12 protein-coding genes and 3 tRNA genes are annotated in these 14,305 nt (G+C 67.9%); all 15 read left to right on the top strand.

Going from position 1 to position 14,305, the window contains the following annotated elements:
• Positions 1-39: 39 nt before the first annotated feature.
• The 15 genes from ACFHW1_RS00860 to ACFHW1_RS00930 all read left to right on the top strand — a co-directional run bounded on the left by ACFHW1_RS00860 (position 40) and on the right by ACFHW1_RS00930 (position 14,224).
• Positions 40-112: transfer RNA gene (locus ACFHW1_RS00860), tRNA-Thr, on the top strand.
• 25 nt (positions 113-137) lie between these two features.
• Positions 138-210, top strand: a tRNA-Met gene (locus ACFHW1_RS00865).
• A gap of 134 nt (positions 211-344) precedes the next feature.
• Entirely contained in the window at positions 345-512 is a 168-nt protein-coding gene (gene rpmG, locus ACFHW1_RS00870) for a 50S ribosomal protein L33 (protein WP_046567246.1), read from the top strand.
• Positions 513-575: 63 nt separating this feature from the next.
• The gene (locus tag ACFHW1_RS00875) at positions 576-1,025 is read left to right on the top strand and encodes an FAS1-like dehydratase domain-containing protein (protein ID WP_416551262.1); all 450 of its coding nucleotides are present in this window, start codon (positions 576-578) and stop codon (positions 1,023-1,025) included.
• A gap of 1 nt (position 1,026) precedes the next feature.
• Positions 1,027-1,419 carry a MaoC family dehydratase gene (locus tag ACFHW1_RS00880; protein ID WP_416551263.1) on the top strand — a complete coding sequence of 131 codons (393 nt, stop codon included), beginning with the start codon at positions 1,027-1,029 and terminating at the stop codon, positions 1,417-1,419.
• A 156-nt stretch (positions 1,420-1,575) separates the two neighbouring features.
• Positions 1,576-1,648 (top strand) — tRNA-Trp (locus ACFHW1_RS00885).
• Between the two features lie 134 nt (positions 1,649-1,782).
• Positions 1,783-2,166 (top strand): preprotein translocase subunit SecE, encoded by a 384-nt coding sequence (gene secE / locus ACFHW1_RS00890; protein WP_416551264.1) that lies wholly within the window; start codon positions 1,783-1,785, stop codon positions 2,164-2,166.
• Between the two features lie 23 nt (positions 2,167-2,189).
• On the top strand, positions 2,190-3,005 hold the full coding sequence (gene nusG / locus ACFHW1_RS00895) for a transcription termination/antitermination protein NusG (protein WP_416551265.1): 816 nt from the start codon (positions 2,190-2,192) through the stop codon (positions 3,003-3,005).
• 239 nt (positions 3,006-3,244) lie between these two features.
• Positions 3,245-3,676 carry a 50S ribosomal protein L11 gene (gene rplK / locus ACFHW1_RS00900; protein WP_416551266.1) on the top strand — a complete coding sequence of 144 codons (432 nt, stop codon included), beginning with the start codon at positions 3,245-3,247 and terminating at the stop codon, positions 3,674-3,676.
• 92 nt (positions 3,677-3,768) lie between these two features.
• Positions 3,769-4,485 (top strand): 50S ribosomal protein L1, encoded by a 717-nt coding sequence (rplA, locus tag ACFHW1_RS00905; protein WP_416551267.1) that lies wholly within the window; start codon positions 3,769-3,771, stop codon positions 4,483-4,485.
• A gap of 336 nt (positions 4,486-4,821) precedes the next feature.
• Positions 4,822-5,364 carry a 50S ribosomal protein L10 gene (gene rplJ / locus ACFHW1_RS00910; protein WP_416551268.1) on the top strand — a complete coding sequence of 181 codons (543 nt, stop codon included), beginning with the start codon at positions 4,822-4,824 and terminating at the stop codon, positions 5,362-5,364.
• 46 nt (positions 5,365-5,410) lie between these two features.
• Positions 5,411-5,797, top strand: coding sequence for a 50S ribosomal protein L7/L12 (rplL, locus tag ACFHW1_RS00915; protein WP_416551269.1), 387 nt, complete (start codon positions 5,411-5,413; stop codon positions 5,795-5,797).
• Positions 5,798-6,370: 573 nt separating this feature from the next.
• Positions 6,371-9,802, top strand: coding sequence for a DNA-directed RNA polymerase subunit beta (locus ACFHW1_RS00920; RefSeq protein ID WP_416551270.1), 3,432 nt, complete (start codon positions 6,371-6,373; stop codon positions 9,800-9,802).
• Positions 9,803-9,888: 86 nt separating this feature from the next.
• On the top strand, positions 9,889-13,776 hold the full coding sequence (locus ACFHW1_RS00925) for a DNA-directed RNA polymerase subunit beta' (RefSeq protein ID WP_416551271.1): 3,888 nt from the start codon (positions 9,889-9,891) through the stop codon (positions 13,774-13,776).
• Positions 13,777-13,858: 82 nt separating this feature from the next.
• Entirely contained in the window at positions 13,859-14,224 is a 366-nt protein-coding gene (locus tag ACFHW1_RS00930; protein WP_416551272.1) for a hypothetical protein, read from the top strand.
• The last annotated feature ends 81 nt before the right edge of the window (positions 14,225-14,305 follow it).

The following is a 14,305-nucleotide window of genomic DNA, read 5'->3' on the forward strand; positions in this document are numbered from 1 at the left end:
TCTTACCCGTGCACATCCGTCCTGGCGGGTGGGTGTTCGGCCCCCTTAGCTCAGTCGGCAGAGCGTCTCCATGGTAAGGAGAAGGTCTACGGTTCGATTCCGTAAGGGGGCTCAGAGGGTTCCACTGGACCCGTCACGGCGGTGTAGCTCAGGTGGTAGAGCAAACGGCTCATAATCGTTGTGTCGCCGGTTCAAGTCCGGCCACCGCTACGGTCGGCTTCGTGGGTGAGGCCGGTGGTACGAAGTACGGGTGGGCGCCGCAGGCGCCCGCTTTGCATGTCCGCGCTGCCGCAGGCTACGCTGGCACGCTGTAGTTGTTCCGATAGCGAGGAAGGCACCCCGCCGTGGCCAAGGCGACCGACGTCCGTCCAAAGATCACTTTGGCGTGTGTGGAGTGCAAGGAGCGCAACTACATCACGCGGAAGAACCGCCGCAACGACCCGGACCGCATCGAGCTGAAGAAGTTCTGCCCCCGGGACGGCAAGCACACGCTGCACCGCGAGACCCGCTGACCATCGCCGTTCCGGGCGGCCCGCACGTCGTCCGGGCGCCGGCCAGCGGGTAGGTTTCTGCGCATGCCCATGGATCCGTCCTTAGTCGGTCGCAGTTACCCGCCCGGCGGTACGTACCTGGTGGGGCGGGAGAAGATCCGCGAGTTCGCCGCCGCCATCGGGGCCAGCGATGCCGTTCACCACGATCCGGACGCCGCCCGCAAAGCGGGCCATCCGGACGTGGTCGCACCACCGACCTTCCCGGTGGCGGTCACCATGTCCTCGGCCGAGCGGGTGATCTCCGACCCCGATCTCGCCATCGACTACAGCCGGGTCGTGCACGGCGACCAGCGGTTCCGGTACGTCCGCCCAGTGGTCGCCGGCGACGAACTGGCGTGTACCGACACCATCGAGGAGATCATGTCCCGGGGCGGACATGACTTCCTGACCGTCCGTACCGAGGTCGCCACTGCAGCCACCGGTGAGCCGGTGGTCACCGTCTGGATGAAGCTGGTCGTCCGGGGGGAGGACTGAGATGGAGCTGACTCCGCAACGGTTCCGGGTCACCCGGGCCGACCTCGTCCGCTACGCCGGGGCCTCCGGCGACTTCAACCCCATCCACTGGAGCGACCGGTTCGCCACCGGGGTCGGCCTGCCAGGGGTCATCGCCCACGGCATGCTCACCATGGCGTTGGCCGGGCGCGCGGTGACGCAGTGGGCCGGATCGGCGGACGCGGTGGTCGAGTACTCGGTCCGGTTCACCCGCCCGGTGGTGGTCCCGGACGACGACGAAGGCACCGAGATCGAGGTGACCGGGGTGGTCAAGGGCACCACCGAGGAGGGGTTGACCCGGATCGACGTGACGGCCGCCTGCGTCGGCGAAAAGGTGCTCAGCCAGGCCCGGGCACTGGTTCGTACCTCGCGCTGACGGCCGGTGGTACCGGCCCGGGTACGCGCGGTGCCGGTACCGGTTGGGAAAGTGGTGGTTCTACCCGTACACTGGTCCGCCGTGGGGCCTGTGACCCCTGTTCAGTCCTGCGTGGCCCTGCGCCTCGCGGGGTTGGGTGGGGTTACCGACCCGCACAGGGGTGTAGCTCAATTGGCAGAGCAGCGGTCTCCAAAACCGCAGGCTGCAGGTTCAAGTCCTGTCACCCCTGCGCCCAAGGCCTGACCGACCCGGTGGGTCGGCTGCCGTCCCCGTTGGCGGCCGTCCCGCAAGGGGAATGGCCGACGTGCACGACGCAGCGCGTCTGACCTGGCGCGCGACCCGACCACCGCGACGGAGGGCGAGATGGCCGAGAGGAACCGGCGTGGCGATGACGCCGCGGACGACCGCCCCGAGGACGAGTCGATCGACGAGACGTCGGTCGAGGACGAGGTCGACGACGACGAGCCGGCGGCACAGGGTGGCACGGCCACTCGGAGCAAGGCCAAGGCGGAGTCGTCGGAGGGACGACCGAAGGCGAAGGCCGGGGTGGGGTTTTTCGGGCGGATCATCCGGTTCGTCCGCGAAGTGGTCGCCGAGCTGCGTAAGGTCATCTGGCCGACTCGTAAGGAGTTGCTGACCTACACCGCCGTGGTGGTCGTGTTCATCGCGGTCATGCTGACCATCGTGGCCGGGCTGGACTTCGTGTTCGCCAAGGGTGTGCTGTGGGTATTCGGCAACCCCAGCTGATTTTGTGACGGAAGTGAGCAAGCGTGCCTGAGTACGACGAGACCGCCGGCGTCACCGACGACCAGTCGACGGTGGCCACGGCGGCGGCTGATGAGTCGGTTGAGGCCGCCAGCGCACCACCGGTCCCCGCTGCCGGGGCGGAGGACGAGTCCCCGGCCGACGCCAACGGGTCCGCCGTTGGGCCGGACAGTCCGGACAGTTCCGCGACCGACGTCGCCGAACCCGCCGCCGAGGCCGACGACGAGGAGTTCGACCCGGTCGCCGAGTTGCGGCAGAAGCTGCGCTACGCGCCAGGCGACTGGTACGTGGTGCACTCGTACGCCGGCTACGAGAACAAGGTCAAGACCAACCTCGAGACCCGGATCACCAGCCTCGACATGGAGGAGTACATCTTCCAGGTCGAGGTGCCGACCCGGGAGGAGGTCGAGGTCAAGAACGGCAAGCGGCTCCAGGTGCAGAACAAGGTCTTTCCCGGCTACATCCTGGTCCGGATGGACCTCACCCCGGAGTCGTACTCCTGCGTGCGTAACACTCCGGGCGTCACCGGCTTCGTCGGGGCGACCGACCGGGCCGACCGGCCGGCGCCGTTGTCGCTCAACGAGGTGCTCAAGTGGCTCGTCCCGGCGGTGACGGCCGAGCCCAAGAAGGCCAAGCCCGAGGTCAAGGTGCTGGACTTCGAGGTTGGCGACTCGGTCACCGTTACCGACGGCGCGTTCGCCTCGTTGCCGGCCACGATCAGCGAGATCAACGCCGACCAGCAGAAGCTGAAGGTGCTGGTGTCGATCTTCGGCCGGGAGACCCCGGTGGAGCTGAACTTCAACCAGGTCGCCAAGATCTGACTCCGGCTCAGCCGGGCCGGCGGGTCTTTCGGAGCCTGCGTAACCACTGCTGCACCGACGGCGGCAACCCCAGCTGGGGTTGCCGCCGTCAGCTGCGCTAACCTAGAACGTCGGCCCTGGGCCGCGCCTGACCGTGCGCGCGTGTCGAGGGCTCGCCAGCCCGTGCCGGACGACGGCCAGTCGCCGGTGACGTCCCGCAGATCCGGTGCGGAACACCAGATCAAGCCCCAGGAAGTGACATGCCTCCGAAGAAGAAGCTCGTCAAGACGTTCACGCTGCAGTTGCCGGCGGGTCAGGCCACCCCGGCACCGCCGGTCGGTCCGGCGCTGGGTCAGCACGGCGTGAACATCATGGAGTTCTGCAAGTCGTACAACGCGCAGACCGAATCCCAGCGGGGCGACATCGTGCCCGCTGAGATCAGCGTGTACGAGGACCGGTCCTTCACCTTCGTGCTGAAGACCCCGCCCGCTGCCCGGCTGCTGCTCAAGGCCGCCGGGATCCAGAAGGGCTCGGGTGTGCCGCACACCACCAAGGTCGGCCAGGTGACCGCCGCCCAGCTGCGGGAGATCGCCGAGAAGAAGATGGCCGACCTCAACGCGAACAGCATCGAGCAGGCGGAGAAGATCATCACCGGGACCGCCCGGTCGATGGGCATCACCGTCAAGGAGTGACCGTCCCGACCCGCGACTGCGGGTCGGAGCCGACCGACGTGGGAGGGCGCGCGCACGGCGTCGCCCGCCAGTGACCACAGGAGCCAGAGACAATGCAGCGCAGCAAGAACTACCGCAAGGCCACCGAGCAGATCGACCGGACGAAGCTCTACGCCCCGGCCGAGGCGGTGAAGTTGGCCAAGGAGACCAGCTCGGCGAAGTTCGACGCCACGGTCGAGGTCGCGATGCGCCTCGGCATCGACCCGCGTAAGGCGGACCAGATGGTCCGCGGCACGGTCAACCTGCCGCACGGTACGGGCAAGACGGCCCGGGTGATCGTCTTCGCCGCCGGTGCGAAGGCGGAGGAGGCCGTTGCCGCCGGCGCGGACGAGGTCGGCACCGACGAGCTGGTCGCCCGGATCCAGGGCGGCTGGCTGGACTTCGACGCGGCGATCGCCACTCCGGACCAGATGGCGAAGATCGGCCGGATCGCGCGGATCCTGGGCCCGCGCGGCCTGATGCCGAACCCGAAGACCGGCACGGTCACCATGGACGTGACCAAGGCCGTCTCGGACATCAAGGGCGGCAAGATCGCCTTCCGGGTGGACAAGCACTCCAACCTGCATCTGATCATCGGGAAGGCCTCGTTCGGCGAGGCCCAGTTGATCGACAACTACGCGGCCGTACTCGACGAGGTGCTGCGGGCCAAGCCGTCCGCGGCCAAGGGCAAGTACCTCAGGAAGGTCGTGCTGACCACCACCATGGGGCCGGGCGTGCCGGTGGACCCGAACGTGGTCAAGGACCTGCACGAGGCGACCAGCGAAGGCTGAGCGGTCCAGATCGACAGACGGTGGGGTGGGATCCGGCGGATCCCACCCCACCGTCTGTCGTGTCGGGCGGATTTGGTGCCGGACCGTGCCGTGCCGTACGCTTGCCGTATCCACACCCAAAGACCGCTGGTCACCGTGCCTCGGCACGGTTGAAGGTCCCGTTTCCACGGGCGGCCCGCGCAGGGGCGGAACGGACGATGAGTCATCGCCGTCAACTGACGGCTGTCTCGCCCCGTGCGCCCTGCGCCCGGGGCGTTTTTCGTGGGCGCGGTACTTTCCCGGCCGGCCGGCCACCCGCCGGCCGTCCACCAGCCTGGAGCACCAGAGAGGAGGGACATGGCGGACAAGCCGGTTCGTGCCGACAAGGCGACCGCGGTCGCCGACCTGACCGAACGGTTCCGTGAATCGGGTGCCACGGTGCTCACCGAGTACCGGGGTCTCACCGTCGCCCAGCTGATCCAGCTGCGCCGTTCGCTGGGACAGAGCGCGACCTACTCGGTGGCGAAGAACACCCTGGCCAAGCGGGCCGCGTCGGACGCGGGCATCGACGGACTAGACGAGCTGTTCACCGGTCCTACCGCGCTCACCTTCGTCTCCGGCGACGTGGTCGAGGCCGCGAAGGGCCTGCGCGACTTCGCCAAGGCCAACCCGATGCTGGTCATCAAGGGCGGGGTCTTCGAGGGGCGCGCGATCACCGCGACCGAGGTCAACAAGCTGGCCGACCTCGAGTCCCGCGAGGTGCTGCTGGCCAAGCTGGCCGGTGGCATGAAGGCGAACCTGAGCAAGGCCGCGGCCGTGCTGCAGGCCCCGCTGTCGAAGACCGCCCGCCTGGCGGCAGCGCTGCAGGACAAGCGCGAATCCGAGGGTACGCAGGCCTGACCCGCCGGTGCCCCGTTAACGTCATCAATTCGAAAGGAAGCCGACCATGGCGAAGCTCAGCACCGACGAGCTGCTCGACGCGTTCAAGGAGATGACGCTGATCGAGCTCTCGGAGTTCGTGAAGCAGTTCGAGGAGACCTTCGACGTGACCGCCGCCGCGCCGGTGGCCGTCGCGGCCGCCGGCGGCCCGGCCGCCGCCCCGGCCGAGGCCGAGCCGGAGAAGGACGAGTTCGACGTCATCCTCGACGCGGACGGCGGCAAGAAGATCCAGGTCATCAAGGTGGTCCGGGAGCTGACCGGCCTCGGCCTCAAGGAGGCCAAGGACCTGGTCGAGGCCGCGCCGAAGCCGGTCCTGGAAAAGGCCAACAAGGAGACCGCCGACAAGGCCAAGGCCAAGCTGGAGGCGGAGGGCGCCAAGGTCACCCTCAAGTGACCTGACCCACACCGAGGTTGGTTGCGGGCGGCGATCCCCGACGGGGGTTGCCGCCCGTTCCCGTTCGCACACCCGGTGCGACTGCCCGATGATCAGGGCATTTCGCCCTTGGCCGGGTCGACGGGCTGCCCGGCCGGCCGGCAACCGGCTGACGTAGTAGGCGATCTCCCCGTACGACAGGCCTTGACGCGGCACGGACCGGCAGGCACGCTGACTACAGCAAGCTGTTTCACGGGCTTGCGACGGCCAAAGCTGGGTAATGGCACCAGCAGCGGGTCGCCGGATCGGGAGACCGGTCCAGGGGTCCCGGTGTTCGCCAGCCCCCACCAGGCTCCGTGGGAACGCCGCGTTCCGAGCGGTACGGAGGCACCGGTCCCGGTCGCCCCGACCAGCTCCGCGACGTCCTTCGGCGTCGGGCTGGACAGCGGTTAGCCGCTCGGCTACACTGCTAGTTTGCGCTGCCTTCCGACTTGCCTCGCGCCCGGAATGTCCGATCCTGGATATTTTGACCGAGGTTCTTTGGAGTGCGCGCGAAACAGCCGTCTGCAGCACCGGTCCTCGGAAGGACGCATCTTGGCAGCTTCCCGCCCTGCGAAGACCAGTCGTACGTCGAGCGCTTTCGCTCCTCGCCGAATCTCATTCGGCCGGATCACCGAACACCTCGAGGTCCCCAACCTTCTCTCCATCCAGACCGAGTCGTTCGACTGGCTGGTGGGCAACGAGGCTTGGCAGGGCCGGTCGGCTGACGACCCGCACGCACGATCCGGCCTCGCGGAGATCCTCGACGAGATCAGTCCCATTGAGGACTTTTCCGGCACCATGTCACTCTCCTTCTCCAGCCCGCGCTTCGACGAGGTCAAGGCCTCGATCGAGGAGTGCAAGGAGAAGGACCTGACCTACTGCGCACCGCTCTTCGTCACCGCGGAGTTCACCAACAACACCACCGGCGAGATCAAGAGCCAGACGGTGTTCATGGGTGACTTCCCGATGATGACGCCGAAGGGCACCTTCATCATCAACGGCACCGAGCGCGTGGTGGTCAGCCAGCTCGTCCGGTCCCCTGGCGTGTACTTCGACAAGCAGCCGGACAAGACCTCTGACCGCGACCTGTCCAGCGTCAAGGTGATCCCGAGCCGGGGCGCCTGGCTGGAGTTTGACATCGACAAGCGCGACACCGTCGGTGTCCGCATCGACCGTAAGCGGCGTCAGGCCGTCACCGTCCTGCTCAAGGCCATCGGTTGGTCCGCCGACCGGATCCGGGAGCGGTTCGGCTGGTCCGAGCTGATGATGACCACCCTGGAGAAGGACCACATCGCCGGGGTGGACGAGGCGCTGCTCGACATCTACCGCAAGCTCCGTCCCGGTGAGCCGCCGACCCGCGAGAACGCGCAGACGCTGCTCGACAACCTGTTCTTCAACCCCAAGCGGTACGACGTCGCCAAGGTCGGCCGGTACAAGTTCAACAAGAAGCTCAACCTCGACGTCCCGATCAACTCGGGGACGCTCACCGAGGACGACATCGTCGCCACCGTCGAGTACCTCTGCCGGCTGCACGCCGGTGAGGAGGGCTACGAAGCCGACGACATCGACCACTTCGGCAACCGGCGGCTGCGTACCGTCGGCGAGCTGATCCAGAACCAGGTACGGGTCGGCCTGTCCCGGATGGAGCGGGTCGTCCGCGAGCGGATGACCACGCAGGATGTCGAGGCCATCACGCCGCAGACCCTGATCAACATCCGCCCGGTGGTGGCGGCGATCAAGGAGTTCTTCGGTACCTCGCAGCTGTCCCAGTTCATGGACCAGACCAACCCGCTGGCCGGGTTGACCCACCGTCGGCGGCTCAGCGCGCTCGGCCCGGGTGGTCTGTCCCGGGAGCGGGCCGGCTTCGAGGTCCGTGACGTGCACCCGTCGCACTACGGCCGGATGTGCCCGATCGAGACCCCGGAAGGCCCGAACATCGGTCTGATCGGGGCGTTGTCCACCTTCGGGCGGGTCAACCCGTTCGGCTTCATCGAGACCCCGTACCGCAAGGTCATCGACGGCCGGGTCACCGACCAGATCGACTACCTGACCGCGGACGAGGAGGACCGGTTCGTCAAGGCGCAGGCCAACGCGCCGCTGATGGCAGACGGCACCTTCGCCGAGGACCGGGTCCTGGTCCGACGCAAGGGTGGTGAGGTCGACTTCGTTTCGCCGGCCGCCGTCGACTACATGGACGTCTCACCGCGGCAGATGGTCTCCGTAGCCACCGCGATGATCCCGTTCCTGGAGCACGACGACGCCAACCGGGCGTTGATGGGCGCGAACATGCAGCGCCAGGCGGTGCCGCTGGTCAAGGCGGAGTCCCCGCTGGTCGGCACCGGCATGGAGTACCGTGCCGCGGTTGACGCCGGCGACGTGGTGATCGCCGAGTCCGGCGGCGTGGTCGAGGACCTGTGCGCCGACTACGTCACCGTGCACCAGGACGACGGCCACCGCCGGACCTATTTGCTGCACAAGTTCCGTCGCTCCAACGCCGGCTCCTGCGTCAACCAGAAGCCGACCGTCTTCGAGGGCGACCGGGTCGAGGCCGGCCAGGTCATCGCAGACGGCCCGTGCACCGACGACGGCGAAATGGCCCTCGGCCGCAACCTGCTCGTGGCGTTCATGCCGTGGGAGGGTTACAACTACGAGGACGCCATCATCCTGTCCCAGCGGTTGGTGCAGCAGGACGTGCTCACCTCGATCCACATCGAGGAGCACGAGGTCGACGCCCGGGACACCAAGCTCGGCCCGGAGGAGATCACCCGCGACATCCCGAACGTCAGCGAGGAGATGCTCGCCGACCTCGACGAGCGCGGCATCATCCGGATCGGGGCCGAGGTGGTCCCCGGTGACATCCTGGTCGGCAAGGTCACCCCGAAGGGCGAGACCGAGCTGACCCCGGAGGAGCGGCTGCTGCGGGCGATCTTCGGCGAGAAGGCCAGGGAGGTCCGGGACACCTCGCTGAAGGTGCCGCACGGCGAGACCGGCACGGTGATCGGCGTACGGACCTTCTCCCGCGACGACGGCGACGAGTTGCCGCCCGGCGTCAACGAGCTGGTCCGGGTCTACGTCGCGCAGAAGCGGAAGATTCAGGACGGCGACAAGCTCGCCGGCCGGCACGGCAACAAGGGCGTCATCTCCAAGATCCTGCCGGTCGAGGACATGCCGTTCCTCTCCGACGGCACCCCGGTCGACATCGTGCTCAACCCGCTCGGTGTGCCGGGCCGGATGAACATCGGCCAGATCCTGGAGACCCACCTCGGGTGGGTGGCCAAGACCGGGTGGAAGGTCGAGGGCGACGACGCCGAGTGGAAGGCCGCGCTGCGCGCCATCGGCTCGGACGACGCCGAGCCGGACACCAACGTCGCGACCCCGGTCTTCGACGGTGTCCGCGAGGAGGAGATCACCGGCCTGCTGGGCAGCACCCTGCCCAACCGGGACGGCGTGCAGCTGATCGGCAGCTCGGGTAAGGCCCAGCTGTTCGACGGGCGCTCCGGTGAGCCGTTGCCGGACGCGATCGCGGTCGGCTACATCTACATCCTCAAGCTCAACCACCTGGTCGACGACAAGATCCACGCGCGGTCGACCGGCCCGTACTCGATGATCACCCAGCAGCCGCTCGGCGGTAAGGCGCAGTTCGGTGGCCAGCGCTTCGGTGAGATGGAGTGCTGGGCGATGCAGGCGTACGGCGCCGCCTACGCCCTGCAGGAGCTGCTCACCATCAAGTCGGACGACGTCCTGGGCCGGGTCAAGGTCTACGAGGCGATCGTCAAGGGCGAGAACATCCCCGAGCCGGGCATCCCGGAGTCGTTCAAGGTGCTGCTCAAGGAGCTGCAGTCGCTGTGCCTCAACGTCGAGGTGCTGTCCAGCGACGGCGTGGCTCTGGAGATGCGCGAGACCGACGACGAGGTGTTCCGGGCCGCGGAGGAACTCGGTATCGACCTGTCCCGGCGGGAGCCGAGCTCGGTCGAGGAAGTGTGAGGCGCGGTCGGCGGCCCTGACCCCAGGGCCGCCGACCGGGGCCCCGTGAACCAGCAGTAGCGACGACGACATAGGGGACACGAAACGTGCTCGACGTCAACTTCTTCGACGAGTTGCGCATCGGTCTCGCCACCGCCGACGATATTCGTCAGTGGTCCCACGGCGAGGTCAAGAAGCCCGAGACGATCAACTACCGCACCCTCAAGCCGGAGAAGGACGGGCTCTTCTGCGAGAAGATCTTCGGTCCGCAGCGGGACTGGGAGTGCTACTGCGGCAAGTACAAGCGCGTCCGCTTCAAGGGCATCATCTGTGAGCGGTGCGGCGTCGAGGTGACCCGGTCCAAGGTCCGTCGTGAGCGGATGGGGCACATCGAGCTCGCCGCTCCGGTCACCCACATCTGGTACTTCAAGGGCGTCCCGAGCCGGCTCGGCTACCTGCTCGACCTGGCGCCAAAGGACCTGGAAAAGATCATTTACTTCGCGTCGTACGTGGTGACCGGGGTCGACGCCGAGGCACGCCACCGTGACATTTCGACGATCGAGAACGAGATTTTCGCGGAGAAGCGTCAGTCGGAGAACAGCCGCGACTCGGAGATCGAGAAGCGGGCCGCCAAGCTGGAGGCCGACCTGGCCGAGCTGGAGGCCGAGGGCGCCAAGGCCGACGTACGCCGCAAGGTCAAGGAGTCCGGCGAGCGGGAGATGCGCCAGATCCGCGACCGGGCGCAGCGGGAGATCGACCGGCTCGACGAGGTGCTCGACACTTTCCGCAAGCTGGAGCCGAAGCAGCTGGTCACCGACGAGCTGCTGTACCGGGAGCTGCGCGACCGGTTCGGCGAGTACTTCACCGGCGGGATGGGCGCAGAGGCGATCAAGACCCTGCTGCAGCACATGGACCTGGACGCCGAGGCGGACAACCTGCGGGAAATCATCCGTAGCGGCAAGGGCCAGCGCAAGATCCGGGCCTTGAAGCGGCTCAAGGTGGTCGCCGCGTTCCTCAGCACCCGGAACTCGCCCGGGGGCATGGTCCTCGACTGCGTACCGGTGATCCCGCCGGACCTGCGCCCGATGGTGCAGCTCGACGGTGGCCGGTTCGCCACCAGCGACCTCAACGACCTGTACCGGCGGGTGATCAACCGGAACAACCGGCTCAAGCGGCTGATCGACCTCGGCGCACCCGAGATCATCGTCAACAACGAGAAGCGGATGCTGCAGGAGGCCGTCGACGCGTTGTTCGACAACGGTCGCCGCGGCCGGCCGGTCACCGGCCCGGGTAACCGTCCGCTGAAGTCGCTGTCCGACATGCTCAAGGGCAAGCAGGGCCGGTTCCGGCAGAACCTGCTCGGCAAGCGGGTCGACTACTCCGGCCGATCGGTCATCGTCGTCGGTCCCAAGCTGAAGCTGCACCAGTGCGGTCTGCCCAAGCAGATGGCGCTGGAGCTGTTCAAGCCGTTCGTCATGAAGCGGCTGGTCGACCTCAACCACGCGCAGAACATCAAGTCGGCCAAGCGGATGGTCGAGCGGCAGCGGCCGGTGGTGTGGGACGTGCTCGAAGAGGTCATCTCCGAGCACCCGGTGCTGCTCAACCGGGCACCGACCCTGCACCGGCTGGGCATCCAGGCGTTCGAGCCGCAGCTGGTCGAGGGCAAGGCGATCCAGATCCACCCGTTGGTCTGCACCGCCTTCAACGCCGACTTCGACGGTGACCAGATGGCGGTGCACGTACCGCTGTCGGCCGAGGCGCAGGCCGAGGCCCGGATCCTGATGCTGTCGTCGAACAACATTCTCAAGCCGTCCGACGGCAAGCCGGTGACCATGCCGACCCAGGACATGATCATCGGGCTGTACCACCTCACCCACCGGACCGAGGGTCTGGTGGGGGCGGGTCGGGTGTTCAGCTCGGACGCCGAGGCCCGGATGGCGTTCGACAACGGTGAACTGCACCTGCAGTCGCCGGTCCGGATCCGGCTGCACGGCGTGGTCGAGGTCGACAACGGTGCTGGCGCGTCCCGCTGGGCGGCCCCCGAGGGGTGGCAGCCCGGCGAGCCGCTGATCGTCGACACCACCCTCGGCCGGGTGCTGTTCAACGAGGTCATGCCGATCGGCTACCGGTTCGTCAACTACGAGGTCCGCAAGAGCCAGCTGTCGGCGATCGTCAACGACCTGGCCGAGCGGTTCCCGAAGGTGGCCCTGGCCGCCACTCTGGACGGGCTCAAGGAGGCCGGCTACCACTGGGCCACCTGGTCCGGTGTGACCATCGGCATGCAGGACGTCGTCGCACCGCCGCACAAGCAGGAGACCCTGGAGCGGTACGAGGCGGAGGCCGCCCGGATCGACAAGCAGTACCAGCGTGGTCTGATGACCGGCGAGGAGCGGCGCGGCGAGCTGATCGAGATCTGGACCAAGGCGACCAACGAGATTGCCAAGGACCTGGAGACCTCGCTGCCGCACGAGAACCCGCTGTGGAAGATGATCCACTCGGGTGCTCGAGGCAACCTGCTGCAGCTGCGGCAGATCGCGGCGATCCGTGGCCTGGTGGCCAACCCGAAGGGCGAGATCATCCCGCGGCCGATCAAGTCGAGCTACCGGGAGGGTCTGTCGGTACTGGAGTACTTCATCTCCACCCACGGTGCCCGTAAGGGTCTCGCCGACACCGCCCTGCGGACCGCCGACTCCGGTTACCTGACCCGTCGACTGGTCGACGTGTCGCAGGACGTCATCATCCGCGAGGAGGACTGCGGCACCGACCGGGCGATCACCATGCAGGTCGGTGAGCGGCTCGACGGCAAGCTGGTGGTGCACGAGTTCGCCGAGACCGGCGTGCACGCCCGTACCCTCGCCGAGGACATCAAGGGTGCCGACGGCGAGGTCGTGGTCGAGCGCGGCGCGGACCTCAACTCGATCCTGGTGGACAAGCTGGTCGCCGCCGGGGTCGAGACGGTGCGGGTACGCAGCGTGCTTACCTGCGAGTCGAAGCTGGGTGTCTGCGGCGCCTGCTACGGGCGTTCGCTGCCCACAGGCAAGACGGTGGACATCGGCGAGGCGGTCGGCATCATCGCCGCCCAGTCGATCGGTGAGCCGGGCACCCAGCTGACGATGCGGACCTTCCACACCGGTGGTGTCGCCGGTGAGGACATCACCCAGGGTCTGCCCCGGGTGCAGGAGATCTTCGAGGCCCGGGTGCCGAAGGGCAAGGCACCGATCGCCGACACCCCGGGCCGGGTGCGGATCGAGGACGGCGAACGGTCCCGGAAGATCGTCGTCATCCCGGACGACGGCAGCGACGAGATCGTCCACGACAAGGTCTCCAAGCGGGTCCGGCTGCGGGTGCACGACGGTGACCACGTCACCGTCGGGGAGAAGCTCACCGAGGGCACCATCGATCCGCACGAACTGCTGCGGATCCTCGGCCCGCGGGCGGTCCAGGTCCACCTGACCCAGGAGGTCCAGGAGGTCTACCGCTCGCAGGGTGTGCTGATCCACGACAAGCACATCGAGATCATCATCCGGCAGATGCTCAAGCGGGTGACGGTCATCGACTCCGGCGGCACCGAACTGCTGCCCGGTGTGCTCGTCGACCGCGCGGTATTCGAGTCGGAGAACCGTCGGCTCGTCTCCGAAGGCGGCGAGCCCGCCGCTGGTCGGCCGATGCTGATGGGCATCACCAAGGCGTCGCTGGCCACCGACTCCTGGCTCTCGGCGGCCTCCTTCCAGGAGACCACCCGGGTGCTGACCGACGCGGCGATCAACGCCCGCAGCGACTCGCTGATCGGCCTCAAGGAGAACGTGATCATCGGTAAGCTCATCCCGGCCGGTACCGGCATCAGCAAGTACCGCAACATCAGGGTCGAGCCGACCGAGGAAGCGAAGGCGAAGGTCTACTCGATGACCGGCTACCCGGAGACCGACTACGGGTTCGGGCCGGCCAGCGGGCAGGCCGTACCGCTGGACGACTTCGATTTCGGTTCCTACCGCTGATCAACGGCAGGTACGACTGTCCAGGCGCCTGCCCCGCCGCGACCGCGGCGGGGCAGGCGTTTTCAGCTTGTAGGCTGGCACCGTGCAGGTGACCCCGGTGCCCCAGGCCGCGCACCCGACGCCACGGCATCCGGCGGACCCCGATCCGGTGCGGTCCACCAAGGCCGGAGCCGTCTTCGCGCTCGGGCTGGTCGCGGTGATCACCGGGCTGCTGGTCGGCGGCGTGGTACCGGCCGTGGTGGCGCTGCTGCTGGCCAACCAGGCGCGCCGGGAGGCGTACTCGTCGCGGGGTTACCTGACCGGGGCGGGCTGGCTGCGCCGCGGCGAACGCCTGGCCTGGACGGGCCTGCTCCTCGCCGCCGTGACGTTGACCCTGGCGCTGGTGCTCGGCATCTTCGACTGGGCCACCGGTCCGGTCGGGCAGGACTTCGGCCCCGGTATCGACTGACCGCAGCGGCACTGGGCCGGCCCGAGGGGCCGTCCGGTCCCGGACCACGGCCGGGCCGGTCGCAGGACGAGGAGGAACGCA

It is taken from the genome of Micromonospora sp. LOL_014 (assembly GCF_048060245.1).
In the GTDB taxonomy this organism is placed as follows: Bacteria; Actinomycetota; Actinomycetes; order Mycobacteriales; family Micromonosporaceae; genus Micromonospora_E.

Coding starts and splice junctions, on each gene's coding strand:
- ACFHW1_RS00875 (WP_416551262.1), top strand. CDS start 576: ATGCCCATGGATCCGTCCTTAGTCGGTCGCAGTTACCCGCCCGGCGGT.
- ACFHW1_RS00880 (WP_416551263.1), top strand. CDS start 1,027: ATGGAGCTGACTCCGCAACGGTTCCGGGTCACCCGGGCCGACCTCGTC.
- secE (WP_416551264.1), top strand. CDS start 1,783: ATGGCCGAGAGGAACCGGCGTGGCGATGACGCCGCGGACGACCGCCCC.
- rplK (WP_416551266.1), top strand. CDS start 3,245: ATGCCTCCGAAGAAGAAGCTCGTCAAGACGTTCACGCTGCAGTTGCCG.
- rplA (WP_416551267.1), top strand. CDS start 3,769: ATGCAGCGCAGCAAGAACTACCGCAAGGCCACCGAGCAGATCGACCGG.
- rplJ (WP_416551268.1), top strand. CDS start 4,822: ATGGCGGACAAGCCGGTTCGTGCCGACAAGGCGACCGCGGTCGCCGAC.
- rplL (WP_416551269.1), top strand. CDS start 5,411: ATGGCGAAGCTCAGCACCGACGAGCTGCTCGACGCGTTCAAGGAGATG.